Genomic DNA, 17808 nt, shown 5'->3' with positions numbered 1-17808 from the left:
TTTTGAAAAAAAGAAAAATCCCAATGCGGAAGGATTTATTAACCGATACAATGCAACCTAAAAAAGAATTGGTTCGTATCGTGATTGATAAAGAAAAGAATGTTTCTGTCGATCCTACTGGTAAAAAGGCAGGAAGAGGAGCATATGTTTCACTTGATCCAACTAAGATCGAAGCTGCAAAAGAAAAACATGTTTTAGATCGCAGCTTAGGAGCTAAGATCCCAGACAGTTTCTACGATGAGCTTTATTCTTATGTTGATCATCAGAAAGCAAGAAAAGAATTATTTGGTGATAAATAAGATTGCAAAATAGACAAAAAGCAATTAATTTGTTAGGTTTAGCAGAGCGTGCTGGAAAATTAACAACAGGCACTGAAACTGTAATTACCGAAACAAATAAAGGAAAAATAAAGCTGATCCTGCTTGCTAGTGATGTTCAAGCAAACACTGCAGAGAAAGTGGATCGCGTTGCCAGAAAAAATAATATTCCTATGATAAACTCATTTTCGGCTAGTGAAATGTCAAAAGCAATTGGCAAGAAACGAAAAGTTTTAGGATTAACTGATGCTGGTTTTGCTAAGGCATTAGTTAAAAGAATAAATGAAGGAGTGTGATTGGATGGCAAAGAAAAGAATTTATGAAGTCGCAAAAGAAGTAGGCGTTGATAATAAAGTTGTAGTCCAAAAAGCAAAGGATTTAGGCTTTGATGTGAAAAATCACATGTCATCAATTGATGATGTACAGGTTGCAAAATTAAAGAGTAGTTTCCAAAACTCCGCTCCCGCCAAGAAGAATAATAAGATTAAGATCTCTATTTCTTCTATTCGCAAGAATGAAAAGAAACAAGAAGATAATAATTCTTCTAAGAAGCCAAGAAGACGTAATAATAAACGTCGTCAAAATAATGATCGTAATCGTGATAATCGAAACGAACGCGGCAATAATAGAGCTAATTCAGGTAAGCCCAAGGCCGCAGCTTTGCTTCAACAATTTAAGCAAAAGCAACGTGTCGAAGAAGGCCAACTTAACAAGGAAGCTCAAAAAGCTAAGAAAGAATATCACGAACAGTTGAAACATCCAAAACAAGAACAACCAGTGAAAAATAATAAGAAAACTAATAACGATAACAACAAAAAGAAGTCAGCACCAGTTGAAAAGAAAGTAATTGGTCCTAAGATTTTAAAGCCATCCCCAGCTCGTTTAAAGCAAAATCAACCATCAGCTAATGAAAGAGTAGCTGCTAAGGTTAATATGCCAGAAGCTCCTAAGGATGATAGACGTGGCAATGGTCATGGTAGAAATACAGGTAAGCCAGGCCGTAAGGGTAAGAAACAATTCTTCAACGGATACAGTGAACATTCAGATCGTTCAGAAAGAAAACGTCGTAAGAACAGGAAGAAGCAACAAGAACAAAAGCCAAAGAAGCAACTTACTAAGCGTAAGGAACGTCCATTACCAGAAGTATTGGTTTACGAAGAAGGTATGAACGCACAAGACCTTGGTAAATTACTTCACCGTGAACCAGCAGAAATCGTTAAGAAGCTATTCATGCTTGGTGTTTTGACTAACCAAAACCAATCATTAGATAAGGATACGATTGAATTATTGGCTGCTGAATACGGTATTGATGCTAAGCAAAAGGTTCATGAAGATATCTCTGATATTGACACTCTTTACAACAAGAGAATGGAAGAATCAAAGAAGTCTAAGAACCAAGTTAAGCGACCACCAGTAGTTACTATCATGGGTCACGTTGACCACGGTAAGACTACCTTGCTTGACCGCTTACGTCATACTCACGTTTCAGCTCACGAAGCTGGTGGTATCACTCAGAAGATCGGTGCTTACCAAGTTAGATTAAACAACCGTTTGATTACTTTCTTGGATACTCCAGGACACGCCGCATTCTCAAACATGCGTGCACGTGGTGCTGAAATCACTGATATTGTTGTCTTAGTTGTAGCTGCAGATGACGGTGTAATGCCACAGACTGTTGAAGCTATTGACCACGCTAAGAGTGCTAATGTTCCAATTATTGTTGCAATCAACAAGATGGATAAACCAGGTGCCAACCCACAACACGTAACCGAAGAATTAATGAAGTATAACTTAATTCCTGAAGATTACGGTGGTGACACAATCTTCGTTAACATTTCAGCTAAGACTGGTCAAAACGTTGATGACTTGCTTCAAATGATTTTGCTTCAAGCTGATGTGATGGAACTTAAGGCAAATCCTACTGAAATGGCTATCGGTACTGTAATTGAAGCCCGTTTGTCACGTGGTCGTGGTCCTGTAGCCGACGTTTTGATCCAACAAGGTACACTTAATATTGGTGATCCAATCGTTGTTGGTGATACTTTCGGTCGTGTACGTACAATGACCAACGATCGTGGACGTCAAGTTAAGAAGGCAACCCCATCAGAACCTGTTGAAATTACTGGTTTGAACGATGTTCCTGAATCAGCTGATAAGTTGGTTGAGTTTAAGGATGAAAAGACTGCAAGAAGCGTTGGTGAAGCTAGAGCACAACAATCATTGCAAAAGTCTCGTGAAAAGGTACAACACGTTACTCTTGATAACCTCTTCGATACTATGAAGAAGGAAAACATGAAAGAGGTTGACATTGTCTTGAAGGCTGATGTTCAAGGTTCAGTAGAAGCTTTGCAACAATCACTTGAAAAGATCGAAGTTGAAGGCGTACGTGTCAACATTATTCACTCAGGCGTTGGTGCAATTAATGAATCAGATGTTACTTTAGCTGGTGCATCTAATGCATTTATTATTGGTTTCAACGTTCGTCCAACTGCAACTGCTAAGAGTCAAGCAGAAACTGACTCTGTTGATATTCGCTTGTACAGTGTCATCTACAAGGCTATTGATGATGTTACTGCTGCCATGAAGGGTATGCTTGAACCAACTTACGAAGAAAAGGTTATCGGTAACTTAACAGTTCGTGAAACTTGGAAGGTTTCTAAGGTTGGTACAATTGCTGGTTCCTTCGTTGATAAGGGTGTAGTTAAGAACGATTCTAAGATTAGAGTTGTTCGTGACGGTATCGTTAAATACGATGGCGAAATTGCATCACTTAAGAGATTCAAGGACGATGTTAAGGAAGTTAAGCAAGGTAACGATTGTGGTTTGACTATTAAGGACTACAACGATATCAAGGTTGGCGACGAATTCGAAGTATACGAAATGCAACAAGTTGAACCTAAGTAATTATTTTAGGAGGCAAGCATGAAGCATAGAATTGGTCGTGTTGAAGGAGAAATCCTTCGCGAATTAACCAAAATTTTACAAAAGAAAATTCGTGATCCTCGTTTAAGCGAAGTTACAATCACTGCGGTTGAATGTACGAATGATCTTTCATATGCAACTGTTTACTACAGTTTATTAACTGAAGATGCTGAAAAAGAAAAGGAAGTCGAAGAAGGCTTAGAAAAGGCAAAGGGCATGATGCGTCATTTGCTTGGTCAAACTTTGACTGTATATAAAGTTCCTGAACTTATTTTCAAACGTGATAATTCAGTAAAATATGGTAGTAAAATTGACCGTTTAATTGCAGAAGTTAAAAAGCAAGATGCTGAACGGGCAAGTAAGTAAAAAAGGCGCCGTTAAGGCGCTTTTTTTTGTTAGCTAGATAGGATATAAATATGTTAAATGGAATTTTAGTGATTGATAAAGACAAGGATATGACAAGCGCAGATGTTGTTTACCATTTGCGTCGTGCGTTGCATATTAGAAAAATTGGTCATGCTGGTACATTAGATCCTGAAGTAACGGGAGTTTTACCTATTGCAATTGGTCAAGCTACCAAATTAATCGAATTGATGCACACACGTCCTAAGAAGTATGAAGGCCAAGGCTTGTTGGGTTACGCTACTGATTCATATGATGCAACGGGTAGGGTTTTAAAGGAAGAAAAGCTTGATCATCCTTTTACTACTGAAGAGATTCAGGCTGGAATGGATTCTTTTAAGGGCGAAATTGAGCAGGTTCCACCGATTTATTCAGCGGTTAAAGTAAATGGTAAGCACTTATATGAATATGCCCGTGAAGGTATTGCTGTTGAGCGTCCTAAGCGAACAGTTGATATCTATGACTATCTTTTAATAGATAAACCTGTTTTTGACGAAGAAAAAGGTCAAGAAAGTTTTGGCTTCGAAATTGAATGCAGTAAAGGAACCTACGTTAGATCATTAGTTAATGATTTAGGAGAAAAACTAGGTAAGCCAGCCGTTATGACCGAATTAAGAAGAACTGCTAGTTCTGGCTTTGATATCTCACAAGCAATAAAATTAAGTGAGATTGAGGCAAATCCAGAAAAAGCTGATGAGTTGATTCAACCAATTGATGCCTTTTTCACCAATTATGAAACTATTGATTTATCAGACGATCAATGGAAGAAAGTACAAAATGGTGCTTGGATTAAGTTAGAAACAGATGCCAAAAAGGTAGCTTTAAGGTACAATAAAAAAGTTAAGGCAATTTATGAGAATAAGGGGAGACTCTATTGCCCAAGTCTAATGTTGCTTCAAAATGAATAATTGAAACGAAGGAATTAGTTGTGAAAATCGTTCATTTAACTTATCCAGTTAAAGAAAATATTCTATCTTCAAAAGTAGTGCTTGCTCTCGGCTTTTTTGATGGGATTCATTTGGGACATCAAAAATTAATCAAGCGAGCAAAAGAAATTGCTGATCAAAAGAATCTGCCTTTAGTAGTGATGACTTTTGACCGACATCCTAAAGAAGTTTATGAGGACAAAAAGAATTTTAAATATCTTGAAACGCTCGAAGAAAAGGCAGACAAGATGTCTGAATTAGGGGTTGATTATCTGGCTGTGATGCCATTTACCAAAGAATTTAGTCAAATCGGGGCACAAGATTTTGTCGATAATGTAATCGTTAAATTGAATGCGGACACTATTGTAGCAGGCTTTGACTATACATATGGTCCAAAGAAAATTGCCAATATGGATCGTTTACCAGATTATGCTAAGGGGCGCTTTGATATTGTAGTGATGCCTAAGCAGATTTTTGCTGGTAAAAAGATTGGTTCTACTGAAATTCGCCAAGCCATTAAAGATGGCGATATGGAACTTGCATATGAACTGATGGGTCATCATTATGTGATGAGTGGAATCATAGGACATGGCAAACGTAATGGACATAAGCTTGGCTTTCCAACTGCTAATTTAATCTGGGCAGATCACAAGGTGATCCCTAAAATTGGCGTTTATGCAACTAAAACTGAGATAGATGGCAAATGGTATGACTCGATGACCAGTGTTGGTTATAACGTGACAATCGGTCAAGAAAAGAAGATTTATATTGAATCAAACTTATTTAATTTTGACGAAGATGTATATGGTAAGCCAATGAAGATTAAGTGGTACAAGTATACTCGCGGAGAAATTAAATTTGCCAACTTGGATGAATTGAAGAAGCAACTTGAAAAGGATCAAGAAGAGATCAAGGCCTATTTTGCTGAATAAAAAGTTGAAAAGTAATTTTTTTCATGATATCCTTTTTGTATCAATTGAAATTCAAATTTAGAAAGAAGGATCGCTGTTGCGTCTTTAATCTTGCAAAACGAAGCATAGTTTAACAGTTACTCTTTATTTGAAGAGGATTACTATGCACTTTTGTCAAGATTAGACGTATATGGTATACCCTTCTTTTTTCATATCTCAAAATGTAAGAAGGGAGTCTACTCTTGAAAAAGTGTGGGCTCTCTTTTTGCGTGAGGTGATTTCATGAGCAATATTGAGATTTCAAACCTTTCTTTTAGATACGAAGATGCTAGTGACATTATTTTTAATGACTTAAATTTAAACTTGGATAGCACCTGGAAATTGGGTCTAGTTGGTAGAAATGGTAGAGGTAAGACTACATTTCTAAATTTGCTAAGAGGGAAATTGCAGGGAACTGGTGAAATTGAAAGTAAGCTGATCTTTTCTTATTTTCCAATTACTGTAAAAAATCCTGAAAATATCACTTTGTATGAGTTGCAAGATCAGGCTTCTTTTGAACAGTGGGAGCTTGAGCGAGAACTGAACTTGATGAATACAGATCCTAATTTATTGTGGCAGCCGTTTGATACATTAAGTGGTGGCGAGCAAACAAAGGTATTACTAGCCTTGTCATTTACTGATAGGGATGCATTTCCGTTAATTGATGAGCCGACGAATCACTTGGATGAAGAAAGTCGTATGCAAGTAGCACAATATTTGAAAAAAAACATGATAAGGGCTTCATTGTGGTAAGTCATGATCGTAATTTTCTGAATCAAATTACTGATCATATTTTGGCAATTGAAAATACGGAAATTCATTTGTATCAAGGAAATTATGCTAGCTATGAAGATACAAAGGAGAAAAGAGATCAGTTTAATCGGGATAAAAATGAAAAGCTAAAAGGTGAAGTTAAGAACCTAAATAAGAAATATGTTCGTTTTAATAATTGGTCAGACAGTGTTGAAGCACAAAAGTATAAGGGAATGAAGGAACAACATGTCCTTAATCGGCGAACAAGATTAAACAAAGGTGCAATTGGCCATGTCTCTGCTAAAATGATGAAAAAGGCGATCAATACTCAGCGTCGAATGGATAAACGAATCGAAGAGAAAAAAAGGTTTAATGGTCAATATTGAAGATGTGCCTTATTTAACAATGAATTTCCAGTCAAATTATCATCATACTTTACTTGAAACTCAGCACTTGTCTTTGAGGGTTCAAGATAAACAGCTTTTTGAAGATCTAAACATGATTGTTGAAAATAAGGGCGTCATTTCTCTAGAAGGCAAAAACGGTACTGGTAAATCGACCTTTTTGAAATTGCTATTAAGTAAAGCAAATGATGTGTCATATCAAGGCCAGTTTGCGTTAACCAATGGCTTGAAAATATCATATTTACCTCAAGACTTTACTGAATATACCGGTACATTAAAAGAGTTTGCGGAAAAACAAAAGATTTCATATGAAGAGCTGCTCAATAATTTGAAGAAAATGGGCTTTCCACGAGAAAGTTTTACTACCAAGATCGAAGAAATGAGCATGGGTCAGCAAAAACGAGTAGCTTTGGCTAAATCTTTAGTAGAACCAGCTGATTTATACTTGTGGGATGAGCCTGCGAATTATTTGGATGTTTTTAATCAAGATCAGTTGATTAAGCTACTGAAAAATGTTCAACCAGCTATGGTTTTAGTTGAGCACGATCAATACTTTATTGAGCATGTAGCAACGCAAAGAATCAAACTAGAAAAAAGTTCAAAATAAATTAGCACTCGGGTTGAATTATTGCTAAATTTTAGTATAATAGAATCTGTTAGCACCTGAGAGATATGAGTGCTAAAAGTGAGGGCGATATTTATGTTGACCGAGCGTCAAGAACTTATTTTAAAAACAATAATCACGGACTTCACGCAGACACATGAGCCTGTAGGTTCAAAGACAGTGATGAACCAATTACCAATTAAGGTATCAAGTGCAACCATTCGTAATGAAATGGCAGTGCTTGAAGATCAGGGCTTGATTGAAAAGACTCACTCTTCTAGTGGTAGAATTCCTTCAAGCGAAGGTTATCGATACTATTTGGATAATTTGGTTGAACCACTGCAGTTGCCAGAGTCCGTTTATAATACAATCGGAAGTCAATTAGATCGGCCCTTCCATCAAGTAAATGAGATTGTGCAAGAAGCAGCTCGTATCTTATCAGATTTAACTGATTATACTGCTTTTGCCGAAGGACCTGAGAGTGGGGATGTTAAGATCACCGGTTTCAGAATTGTGCCTTTGTCAGCTAGACAAGTGATGGCCATTCTGGTTACGAGTGATGGTAACGTTCAAAATCAGGTTTATGCTTTACCACACAATATTCATGGGGAAGAAATTGAAAAAGCAGTACGCATGATCAACGATCAATTAGTAGGCAAGAGCTTAAATGAAGTTAATATTTCATTCTTAAGTGAGCTTGCTAAAAACGAAATCGGTAGCGATCATGTTAGTGAGCTTCTAGATTTGGTCGAAGATGTTTTAAAAGATGCTGCAAGCGAGCAGATGTATGTTGATGGACAAATTAATTTGTTGAAAAACACATCTGAGCATAATGTCAATGATATCATATTGCTTTATGAAATGATCGATCATGATAATCTATTTTCTAACTTGCTAGATGGTAAGGCTGATCCAAAGACTGAGAAATATCCAGTAAAAGTAAAGTTAGGTTCAGAAATGCCTAACGACTTATTAAAGAATTATAGTCTGGTGACTGCTGAATATAGCGTTGGCACCCATGGTAAAGGAACAATTGCTTTACTTGGGCCAACAAATATGCCGTATTCACAAATGATCGGCCTTCTTGAATACTTTAGAAATGAGTTGGCCAAGAAGTTGCTTGATTATTACGGTAAATTTCAATAGAGGAGGTTAGCCGTGAGTAGAGAAGAGTCTCCAAGTGAAAGAGATTTAGATAAAAAAGAAAAGGCTTCTGAGCCAAAAAAGGCTGTGAAAAAAGAAACGGCTAAAGACGAAGAGCCTAAAAAAGATAAAGAAGATCAAAAGTTAGCTAAAGAAATCGCTGACTTAAAAGAAAAGAATAAAGATCTTGAAGATAAGTACTTGCGTAGCGAAGCCGAAATTCAAAATATGCAAGCTCGTTACTCAAAAGAAAGAGCACAACTTATCAAGTATGAATCTCAAAGCTTAGCTAAAGACGTTTTGCCTGCAATGGACAATTTGGAAAGAGCTTTAAGCGTTAAGGCCGATGATGATGTGTCTAAGCAATTGAAGAAAGGTGTTCAAATGACCCTTGATTCACTTGCAAAGGCCATGAAAGATCACGGTATTGTTGAGATTGAGGCTGAAGGCGTTAAATTTGATCCGACATTGCATCAAGCTGTTCAAACAGTAGCAGCTGAGAATGATGATCAAAAAGATCACGTTGTTCAGGTTTTACAAAAAGGATATCAATATAAAGATCGGACACTAAGACCAGCTATGGTTGTAGTTGCTCAATAAGAGAGGAAGTTTATACATGTCAAAAGTTATTGGTATTGACCTCGGAACTACTAACTCAGCAGTTGCAGTTCTTGAAGGTAAAGAACCAAAGATCATTACTAACCCAGAAGGCAATCGTACTACTCCGTCTGTAGTTGCTTTCAAAGACGGTGAAATTCAAGTAGGTGAAGTTGCTAAGCGTCAAGCTATTACTAACCCTAACACCATTGTTTCAATCAAGCGTCACATGGGTGAAGCTGATTACAAGGTTAAGGTTGGCAACAAGAGCTACACTCCACAAGAAATTTCAGCATTCATTTTGCAATACATAAAGAAGTTCTCAGAAGACTACTTAGGTGAAGAAGTTAAGGATGCAGTTATTACTGTTCCTGCTTACTTCAATGACGCACAACGTCAAGCTACTAAGGATGCTGGTAAGATCGCTGGCTTGAACGTTCAAAGAATCATCAACGAACCAACTGCTTCAGCTTTAGCCTTTGGTTTGAATAAAGACCAAGATGAAAAAGTTTTGGTTTACGACCTTGGTGGTGGTACTTTCGATGTTTCCGTTCTTCAATTAGGTGACGGTGTCTTCCAAGTATTGTCAACTAACGGTGATACTCACCTTGGTGGTGATGACTTTGACCACCGTATTATGGATTGGCTCATCAAGAACTTTAAGGATGAAAATGGCGTTGACTTGTCCAAGGACAAGATGGCAATGCAAAGATTAAAGGACGCCGCAGAAAAGGCTAAGAAAGACTTATCAGGTGTATCAAGCACTCACATCTCACTTCCATTCATTTCTGCGGGCGAATCTGGTCCACTTCACCTTGAAGCTGACTTAACTCGTGCTAAGTTCGATGAATTGACTAGCGACTTAGTTGAAAAGACTAAGATCCCATTTGACAATGCATTAAAGGATGCAGGTCTTACTGTTAACGACATCGACAAGGTTATCTTAAACGGTGGTTCAACTCGTATTCCAGCTGTTCAAAAGGCAGTTAAGGAATGGGCTGGCAAGGAACCTGACCACTCAATTAACCCTGACGAAGCTGTTGCTTTAGGTGCAGCTATCCAAGGTGGTGTTATTTCAGGTGACGTTAAGGACATCGTATTGCTTGATGTTACTCCATTGTCACTTGGTATTGAAACCATGGGTGGTGTCTTCACTAAGTTAATCGACAGAAACACTACTATTCCTACTTCAAAGAGCCAAATCTTCTCAACTGCTGCAGATAACCAACCAGCAGTAGATGTTCACGTATTACAAGGTGAACGTCCAATGGCTGCAGACGACAAGACTCTTGGCCGCTTTGAATTAACTGATATTCCACCTGCACCACGTGGTGTTCCTCAAATTCAAGTTACCTTCGATATCGACAAGAACGGTATCGTAAACGTATCTGCCAAGGATATGGGTACTGGTAAGGAACAAAAGATCACTATCAAGAGTTCATCTGGTTTGTCAGACGAAGAAATCAAGCGTATGCAAAAAGACGCCGAAGAACACGCCGAAGAAGACAAGAAGCGTAAGGAAGAAGCAGACTTACGTAACGAAGTTGATCAATTAGTCTTTACTACTGAAAAGACTTTGAAGGAAACTAAGGATAAGCTTTCTGATGCAGATCGTAAACCAGTTGAAGATGCCCTTAATGACTTGAAGAAGGCTCAAAAGGACAACAACTTGGACGAAATGAAAGAAAAGAAAGATGCTTTATCCAAGGCTGCTCAAGACTTAGCTGTTAAACTTTACCAACAAAATGGTGGAGCTCAAGGTGCAGCAGGTCAAGCAGGCCCTCAAGGCCCACAAGGTGGCAACCCAAACAACGGTAATAACGGTGGTGCCCAAGATGGTGAATTCCACAAAGTAGATCCAAACAAGTAATGGGTTTATAATTAAACAAAAAGAGAAGAGAACTACCCATTGAGTAGTTCTTTTCTTTTGAGAATAATAAGGAGTTCAAATAGATGGCACAAGAAGATTATTATAAAGTGCTTGGCGTAGATCGTGACGCCAGTGACCAGGAAATTAATAAGGCATATCGTAAACTAGCAAAGAAATACCACCCAGATTTGAACCATGAACCCGGAGCTGAAGAAAAGTATAAGCAAGTTAACGAAGCTTATGAAGTTTTGCATGATAAGCAAAAGCGTGCACAATATGATCAATTTGGTTCTGCCGGTGTAAATGGCCAAGGTGGCTTCGGTGGCGGAGCCGGTCAAGGCTTTGGTGGTGCAGGTTTTGATGCTTCGGGCTTTGGCGATTTTGGCGACATTTTTGGCGATATCTTTGGTCAAGGCCGTCAACAAAGAGTCGATCCTACAGCACCTCAACGTGGTGAGGACCTAGACTATACTTTAACGATTGACTTTATGGATGCCATTAATGGTAAAAAGTCTCAAGTTAGCTATACTCGTGATGAAATTTGTGAGACTTGTGGAGGTAATGGTTGCGAAAAAGGTACGCACCCAATTACCTGTGATAAATGTCATGGTACAGGTTATATGACAGTTACCCAACGTTCAGTCTTTGGTATGGTTCGTCAACAAACTACTTGTGATAAATGTCATGGTCGTGGTGTGGTCATTGAACACCCATGTAAGACTTGTCACGGTAGAGGTATTGTTGAACGTAAGAATACTATTGAGGTTGATATTCCAGCAGGTATTGATAATGGTCAACAATTGCGTTACCAAGGCCAAGGTGATGCCGGTATTAATGGTGGACCATATGGTGACTTGTACATCATTTACCGAGTAAAGCCATCCAAGATTTTTGAGCGTCGTGGTCAAAACATTTATACTCACGTGCCAATTTCATTTGCACAAGCTACATTAGGTGATGAAATTGACGTTAAGACTGTTCATGGTGATGAAAAGTTGACCATTCCAGCAGGTACGCAACCTAATAAGAAATTTACCTTGCGTGGTAAAGGTGTGCCTTATCTTCGTGGTAATGGCAACGGTGATCAAATTATTACTGTTGATATCGTTATTCCAAAGCATATTAATGAAAAGCAAAAACAAGATTTAACTAACTTTGTTCAAGATGGTGGTGAACATATCACTCCAAAAGAAAAAGGCTTTTTCGAAAGGCTTAAAGATAAATTTAACGGAGAATAAAAAAGTAGCGAGCTGTAAAATGCAGCTCGCTATTTCTTTTGTATGCGCCGTAACCTTTGCTATAATTAATAAGACAGAAATAAAAGGGTGCATTTATTTATGGATTTAAACAAATTAAAAGACTATCAAAAACATATTCGAAACTTTGCAATCGTAGCGCATATTGACCATGGTAAGTCTACTATTGCCGACAGAATTCTTGAATTGACTGATACTGTAAGTCAACGTCAACTTAAGAATCAGATGTTAGATGATATGCCACTTGAACGTCAACGTGGTATTACTATTAAAATGAACTCAGTTGAAGTTAAGTATCATGCCGAAGATGGCGAAGACTACATCTTCCACTTGATCGACACACCAGGACACGTGGACTTTTCTTATGAAGTATCACGTTCTTTGGCTGCCTGTGAAGGTGCATTGATGGTAGTTGATGCTTCACAAGGTGTGCAAGCTCAGACTTTGGCTAACACTTACTTAGCGATCGATGATGATTTGGCAATTTTACCTGTAATTAATAAGATCGACTTGCCATCTGCTGATATTCCTAAGACTAAGGAAGAAATTGAAGAGATGCTTGGTCTTGATGCTTCTGAAGCTGCGGAAGTTTCTGGTAAAACCGGTCAAGGCATCAAGGACATGCTGGAAAAAGTAGTAAAAGACATTCCAGCTCCATCTGGTGATATTACTGCGCCACTCAAGGCTTTGATTTTTGACTCAAAATATGATGACTATCGTGGTGTCGTAATGTCAGTCAAAATCGAAGACGGTACAGTTAAGCCTGGTGACCGAGTTCAAATTATGAATACTGGTAAGGAATATGAAGTTACAGAAGTAGGTGTTTCAAGTCCACATCCAATTAAGAAGGATATCTTGATTGCTGGGGATGTGGGTTATATTACTGCCAACATTAAGTCCGTACGTGAAACTCGTGTTGGTGATACTATCACCCAAGCAGATAATCCTACTGCCGAACCACTTCCAGGTTACCGTCAAATTCCACCAATGGTTTACTCTGGTATGTATCCAGTTGATAACCGTGATTATGAAGACTTAAAGGAAGCTTTGCAAAAGTTGCAATTAAACGATGCAGCTTTAGAATTTGAACCTGAAACTTCTACTGCTTTGGGCTTCGGGTTCCGTTGTGGTTTCTTAGGACTTTTGCATATGGATGTTGTGCAAGAACGACTAGAACAAGAATTTGATCTTGATTTAATTATGACTGCACCATCCGTTGACTATCACGCAATTATGAATGATGGCTCAACTAAGGTAATTGATAACCCATCAGATTTGCCAGATGCTGGTGAATACAAGGAAGTGCAAGAGCCTTATGTTAAGGCAGAAATTATGGTGCCAAATGACTTTGTTGGCCCTGTAATGGAACTTTGTCAAAGAAAACGTGGCGAATTTGTCACGATGGACTATCTTGATAAGTACCGCGTTAACGTTATCTACAATATGCCGTTGGCTGAAATCATCTTTGACTTCTTCGATGATTTGAAGTCATCAACTAAGGGTTATGCTTCACTTGACTACGAGATTACTGGCTATCATGCAACCGACTTGGTTAAGATCGATATCTTGCTTAACAAGGAACCAATCGATGCTCTTAGCTTTATCGCTCACAGAAGTGAAGCACAAGATCGTGCTCGTCAAATGACTTCAATGCTTAAGAAGTTAATTCCACGTCAAAACTTCGAAGTTGATATTCAAGGTGCGATCGGCGCCAAGATTATTTCTCGTGCTACGATCAAGCCATATCGTAAGGATGTTACTTGGAAGATTCACACCGGTGACCCTGACCGTCGTGCTAAATTGCTTGAAAAGCAGAAGCGTGGTAAAAAGAGAATGAAGGCTGTAGGTAAGGTAGAAGTGCCTCAAGATGCCTTCATGGCCGTTCTTAAGATGAATGATGATGATATCAAAGGCAAGTAATTATGGCTAAAAGTAAACAAAAAAGTTCTGTTAGCACAATTTTAATCAGAATTTTTGCCGTCATTTTATTGATTGTTGGTTTGGTCCTGATTTTCAATAAACAGATTGGTAATCAGATGATCAGTCATAATCAACAGTCAACTTTGACTAGCTTAACTAGAAAGAAAGTTGAACAAAACCAAAAGAAAAAGGGGATGTACGACTTTAAGAAGGTGAAGTCAATTGGCATAGGCCAGGCCACAAGGTCGCAGATAAAGAAGACCTCAGGTGCGATTGGTGCTTTAGCAATCCCTGAAGTTAATATGCATTTGCCCATTATGTTAGGGATGTCCGATGATGCGATGTCTACTGGTGGTGGAACAATGCGTGCCGACCAAGTGATGGGTAAAGGTAATTATCCTCTTGCTGGTCACTATATGACCGCGAAGGGTATTCTATTTTCACCACTAGAAGATGTTAAAAAGGGCGAGTTAATTTATTTAACTGACTTGAAGAAGGTATATATTTATCGCATTTATATGAAGAAGATCGTTGATCCTTCTGCAGTTTGGTTAGTTAACAATACCCGACAAAACATTGTTACCTTAATTACCTGTGCTGATGGTGGTAAAAATCGCTGGGCAATTCGTGGTAATTTAATTAAAACCGAAAAAGCAACAGATAATAATCTGAAAGTCTTTAACTTAAAATAGATTGTCTGACTTATACAGATATCGTATTTGCGTTAAAATTATTAATAGATTTGCAAGAAAGACACTCGCTTGTGAGTGCCTTTTAGTTTTGATGAGGGTGTTTTACAGTAATGAAATGGCAACAAAGAACTGCTGAAGAGCTAGATCCAAGTTTGATAGAAAAGTATCAGCTAAGTCCAATTGCGGCAAAGCTTTTTGCCTTACGTGGCATTGACAGCGATGAAAAACTAGATTTCTGGTTTAATGCGACCGAAGAGAATTTAGCGGATCCTTCACTTATGCATGATATGGATAAGGCCATTGATCGAATCAATCAAGCAATTAATAATGGTGAAAAGATTACGATTTATGGCGACTATGATGCTGACGGGATCACTGCCACAACGATTATGACAGAGACTCTAAGTATTTTAGGTGCTGATGTGCATTACTTTATTCCAGATCGCTTTAAAGACGGCTATGGTCCTAATATTGATCGCTATCATGATATTGTTGCAGACGGTACCAAATTAATTATTACTGTAGATAATGGTGTGACTGGTATTGACGAAGTTAAATATGCTAAAGAACATGGTGTAGATACAATCGTAACCGACCACCACACTTTTCAAGAACAAAAGCCAGATGCCTATGCCATCGTACACTGTAATTATCCTGGCCAAAAATATCCTTTTGATGATTATTGTGGTGCAGGTGTTGTCTACACAATCTGCCGCGGCTTAATGCAGGATACGATGCCAGAACTACTTGATTTAGCCATGATAGGTACGATTGGCGATATGGTTAAAGTAACTGGAGAAGGTCACGTAATTGTTAAACGAGGGCTGGAGGTACTTAACCAAACTGAGCGACCAGGTTTGCGTGCCCTGATAAAGAATGCTGGCTTAACTTTAGGCTCGATTAACGAAACAGATATCGGCTTTAATATTGCTCCTCGTTTGAATGCGGTAGGTCGATTGGCCAATGCTAACCTTGCAGTTGAGTTATTATTAAGCGACGACGATGTTGAAGCACAAAAGATTGCGGATCAAATTGAAGAGCTGAATAATCAGCGTAAGGAATTGACGACTGAAGTCTATGATAAATGTATGGCGTTAATCCGTGAGAATAGCTGGCAAAAACAAAATACGCTTGTTTTATATGATCCAGATTTTCATGAAGGTGTGTTGGGCCTGGTAGCCAATAAGATCGTTGAAAAGACGCATAAGCCAACGATCGTTTTAACTAAGAATCAGGCTGGAGAAATCAAAGGTTCAGGTAGATCAATTACTGGCTTTAATTTGTTTGATGCCCTTAATCCTTTAAAAGAAGAACTTTTTACCAAATTTGGTGGTCATGATTTTGCCTGCGGTTTATCAATGACTGAAGATAAAATTGGTGCTTTAAGAGAAAAGCTTGAGAAAGGTTTTCACGTTGAAGGTGGACTTGAAATTAAGGAATATGATATGGAACTGCCTTTGCAGGGATTGTCACCACAGACCTCAGCGCAGATTAATCAAGTGGGACCGTTTGGAACGGGGGAGGCACAGCCAATTTTCAGTATCTCCAACCCAACGATTACCCAATTTTTTAAGATTGGTAAAGAGAAGAATCACGTCAAGTTTAATGTCGCTAAAAAGGGTGGCAGCCTGGCTGTAATTGGTTTTAATAAAGACTTTTTAAACAATAATTTGTTGCCATTTATTGCCAGGGTCTTTGTTCAATTGTCGCTTAATACTTATCGCAATAAGATATCGTTGCAAGGTATCATCGAAGGAATTGAATTTGCTTCACCTAAATTAGCTGTTCCTACGCCAGTTATTGATTTGCGTCAAGAAAAGCTAGTCATGGGTTTTGCAGATCGTTATTTGTTATTTGACAAAAAGAATATTCCAATTGTTAGGAATAGACTGCAAGTAAGTGACGATAAGATTAGTTTGGTTAAAGATTACGACAAATCTGGTGAAACAGTTGCTTTGCTTGATGTACCACGCAATCAAATCGAATTAAATTCGGCACTAGAAAAGAATTACCAACAAATTTACTTACGTTTCTTGCTTGATCAATTGCCAGTAGAGCATATTCCAGCAAAAAGCTATTTTGGCAAAGTGTTGAAATATATTTATGCTCACCCAACGTTGAGTCCAGATGATTATCGCACCGTAGCGCCATATCTTGGCTTAGATTATGACAGTGTATTGTTCATTTTACGTGTCTTCTTTGAATTAGGCTTTGTTAAATTGGACGATGGCAAGCTAGTAGGCGAGCAGCATCCTCAAAAGCAGCCTTTAACAGCATCTAAGTATTTGAGAGCAACGCAGTCACAAATTAAGTTTGTCGATCAATTGAGAACAATGCCAACTCAGCAAATTATCACATATGTTAATAATTTTTTGAATAATTAGATAAATATCAAGATTTTGATGTTTTTATACCAAAAATCTGTTAAAATATACAAGTTAAAAGTGTTTGAATAAAAACGCAAAGATTTTTGGAGGTTTTACTTCTTATGGCAATTGATTTTAGTAAGTATATTGCAAGCGTAAAGGACTTTCCTAACAAGGGAATTGTGTTCCGCGACATTACACCAATCTTGCAAGATGGCGATTTATACCGTACTGCTACTCATGAATTAGCAGAATACGCCAAGAGCAGAAATGCGGATGTAATCGTTGGTCCAGAAGCACGTGGTTTTATCGTTGGCTGTCCTGTAGCAACTGAATTGGGCATTGGCTTTGTTCCAGCAAGAAAGCCTCACAAGTTGCCTAGAGAAGTTGAACGTGCTTCATATGCTTTGGAATACGGTTCAAACAGCTTGGAAATGCACAAGGATGCTATTAAGCCAGGTCAAAGAGTAGTTGTATGTGACGACTTGATGGCTACTGCTGGTACTTTGAGAGCTTCTAAGGAATTAATCGAAAACCTTGGTGGTAAGCTTGTAGGTGCTGCATTCTATATTGAATTACCTGACTTAAAGGGTAGAGAGAAGTTGCCAGACGTTGATATTTATTCATTAGTAAAATATCACGGTGCTTAAATAGTAAATAAAAAGCCTTAATGCGAAAGCATTGGG

14 protein-coding genes and 1 pseudogene are annotated in these 17808 nt (G+C 38.2%); all 15 read left to right on the top strand.

Translation table 11 applies throughout. From position 1 onward, the window contains the following. The first annotated feature begins 2 nt into the window (after positions 1–2). The 15 genes and pseudogenes from rnpM to LA20531_RS01125 all read left to right on the top strand — a co-directional run bounded on the left by rnpM (position 3) and on the right by LA20531_RS01125 (position 17772). Positions 3–299: an RNase P modulator RnpM gene (rnpM, locus tag LA20531_RS01195; protein ID WP_013438137.1), complete on the top strand. Its 297-nt coding sequence runs from the start codon at positions 3–5 to the stop codon at positions 297–299. Between the two features lie 2 nt (positions 300–301). Then, on the top strand, positions 302–613 hold the full coding sequence (locus tag LA20531_RS01190; RefSeq protein ID WP_013438136.1) for a L7Ae/L30e/S12e/Gadd45 family ribosomal protein: 312 nt from the start codon (positions 302–304) through the stop codon (positions 611–613). A 4-nt stretch (positions 614–617) separates the two neighbouring features. Then, complete coding sequence (infB, locus tag LA20531_RS01185) at positions 618–3221, top strand: translation initiation factor IF-2 (protein WP_056940211.1); 2604 nt, start codon at positions 618–620, stop codon at positions 3219–3221. 18 nt (positions 3222–3239) lie between these two features. Continuing rightward, on the top strand, positions 3240–3605 hold the full coding sequence (locus LA20531_RS01180; RefSeq protein WP_013438134.1) for a ribosome-binding factor A: 366 nt from the start codon (positions 3240–3242) through the stop codon (positions 3603–3605). 50 nt (positions 3606–3655) lie between these two features. After that, entirely contained in the window at positions 3656–4549 is an 894-nt protein-coding gene (gene truB, locus LA20531_RS01175; RefSeq protein WP_056940212.1) for a tRNA pseudouridine(55) synthase TruB, read from the top strand. Between the two features lie 20 nt (positions 4550–4569). Continuing rightward, positions 4570–5499, top strand: coding sequence for a riboflavin biosynthesis protein RibF (gene ribF / locus LA20531_RS01170; RefSeq protein ID WP_056940213.1), 930 nt, complete (start codon positions 4570–4572; stop codon positions 5497–5499). A gap of 261 nt (positions 5500–5760) precedes the next feature. Next, positions 5761–7281, top strand: a pseudogene (gene abc-f / locus LA20531_RS01165) (ribosomal protection-like ABC-F family protein). Positions 7282–7374: 93 nt separating this feature from the next. After that, positions 7375–8424: a heat-inducible transcriptional repressor HrcA gene (hrcA, locus tag LA20531_RS01160; RefSeq protein WP_056940214.1), complete on the top strand. Its 1050-nt coding sequence runs from the start codon at positions 7375–7377 to the stop codon at positions 8422–8424. A 12-nt stretch (positions 8425–8436) separates the two neighbouring features. Beyond that, the gene (gene grpE, locus LA20531_RS01155) at positions 8437–9021 is read left to right on the top strand and encodes a nucleotide exchange factor GrpE (RefSeq protein ID WP_056940215.1); all 585 of its coding nucleotides are present in this window, start codon (positions 8437–8439) and stop codon (positions 9019–9021) included. A 16-nt stretch (positions 9022–9037) separates the two neighbouring features. After that, complete coding sequence (dnaK, locus tag LA20531_RS01150) at positions 9038–10888, top strand: molecular chaperone DnaK (RefSeq protein ID WP_056940216.1); 1851 nt, start codon at positions 9038–9040, stop codon at positions 10886–10888. An 83-nt stretch (positions 10889–10971) separates the two neighbouring features. Beyond that, positions 10972–12126: a molecular chaperone DnaJ gene (gene dnaJ / locus LA20531_RS01145; RefSeq protein ID WP_056940217.1), complete on the top strand. Its 1155-nt coding sequence runs from the start codon at positions 10972–10974 to the stop codon at positions 12124–12126. A gap of 99 nt (positions 12127–12225) precedes the next feature. Then, the gene (gene lepA, locus LA20531_RS01140; protein ID WP_056940218.1) at positions 12226–14064 is read left to right on the top strand and encodes a translation elongation factor 4; all 1839 of its coding nucleotides are present in this window, start codon (positions 12226–12228) and stop codon (positions 14062–14064) included. A gap of 2 nt (positions 14065–14066) precedes the next feature. Next, positions 14067–14756 carry a class A sortase gene (locus LA20531_RS01135; RefSeq protein WP_056940219.1) on the top strand — a complete coding sequence of 230 codons (690 nt, stop codon included), beginning with the start codon at positions 14067–14069 and terminating at the stop codon, positions 14754–14756. A 110-nt stretch (positions 14757–14866) separates the two neighbouring features. After that, positions 14867–17140 carry a single-stranded-DNA-specific exonuclease RecJ gene (gene recJ / locus LA20531_RS01130; RefSeq protein ID WP_056940220.1) on the top strand — a complete coding sequence of 758 codons (2274 nt, stop codon included), beginning with the start codon at positions 14867–14869 and terminating at the stop codon, positions 17138–17140. Between the two features lie 104 nt (positions 17141–17244). Then, positions 17245–17772 carry an adenine phosphoribosyltransferase gene (locus LA20531_RS01125; RefSeq protein WP_013438124.1) on the top strand — a complete coding sequence of 176 codons (528 nt, stop codon included), beginning with the start codon at positions 17245–17247 and terminating at the stop codon, positions 17770–17772. The last annotated feature ends 36 nt before the right edge of the window (positions 17773–17808 follow it).

The sequence above is a fragment of the Lactobacillus amylovorus DSM 20531 genome, from assembly GCF_002706375.1.
Classification (GTDB): Bacteria; Bacillota; Bacilli; order Lactobacillales; family Lactobacillaceae; genus Lactobacillus; species Lactobacillus amylovorus.
Note: the sequence above shows the minus strand (reverse complement) of the source record. Positions and strands in the feature narration are given on the sequence as shown.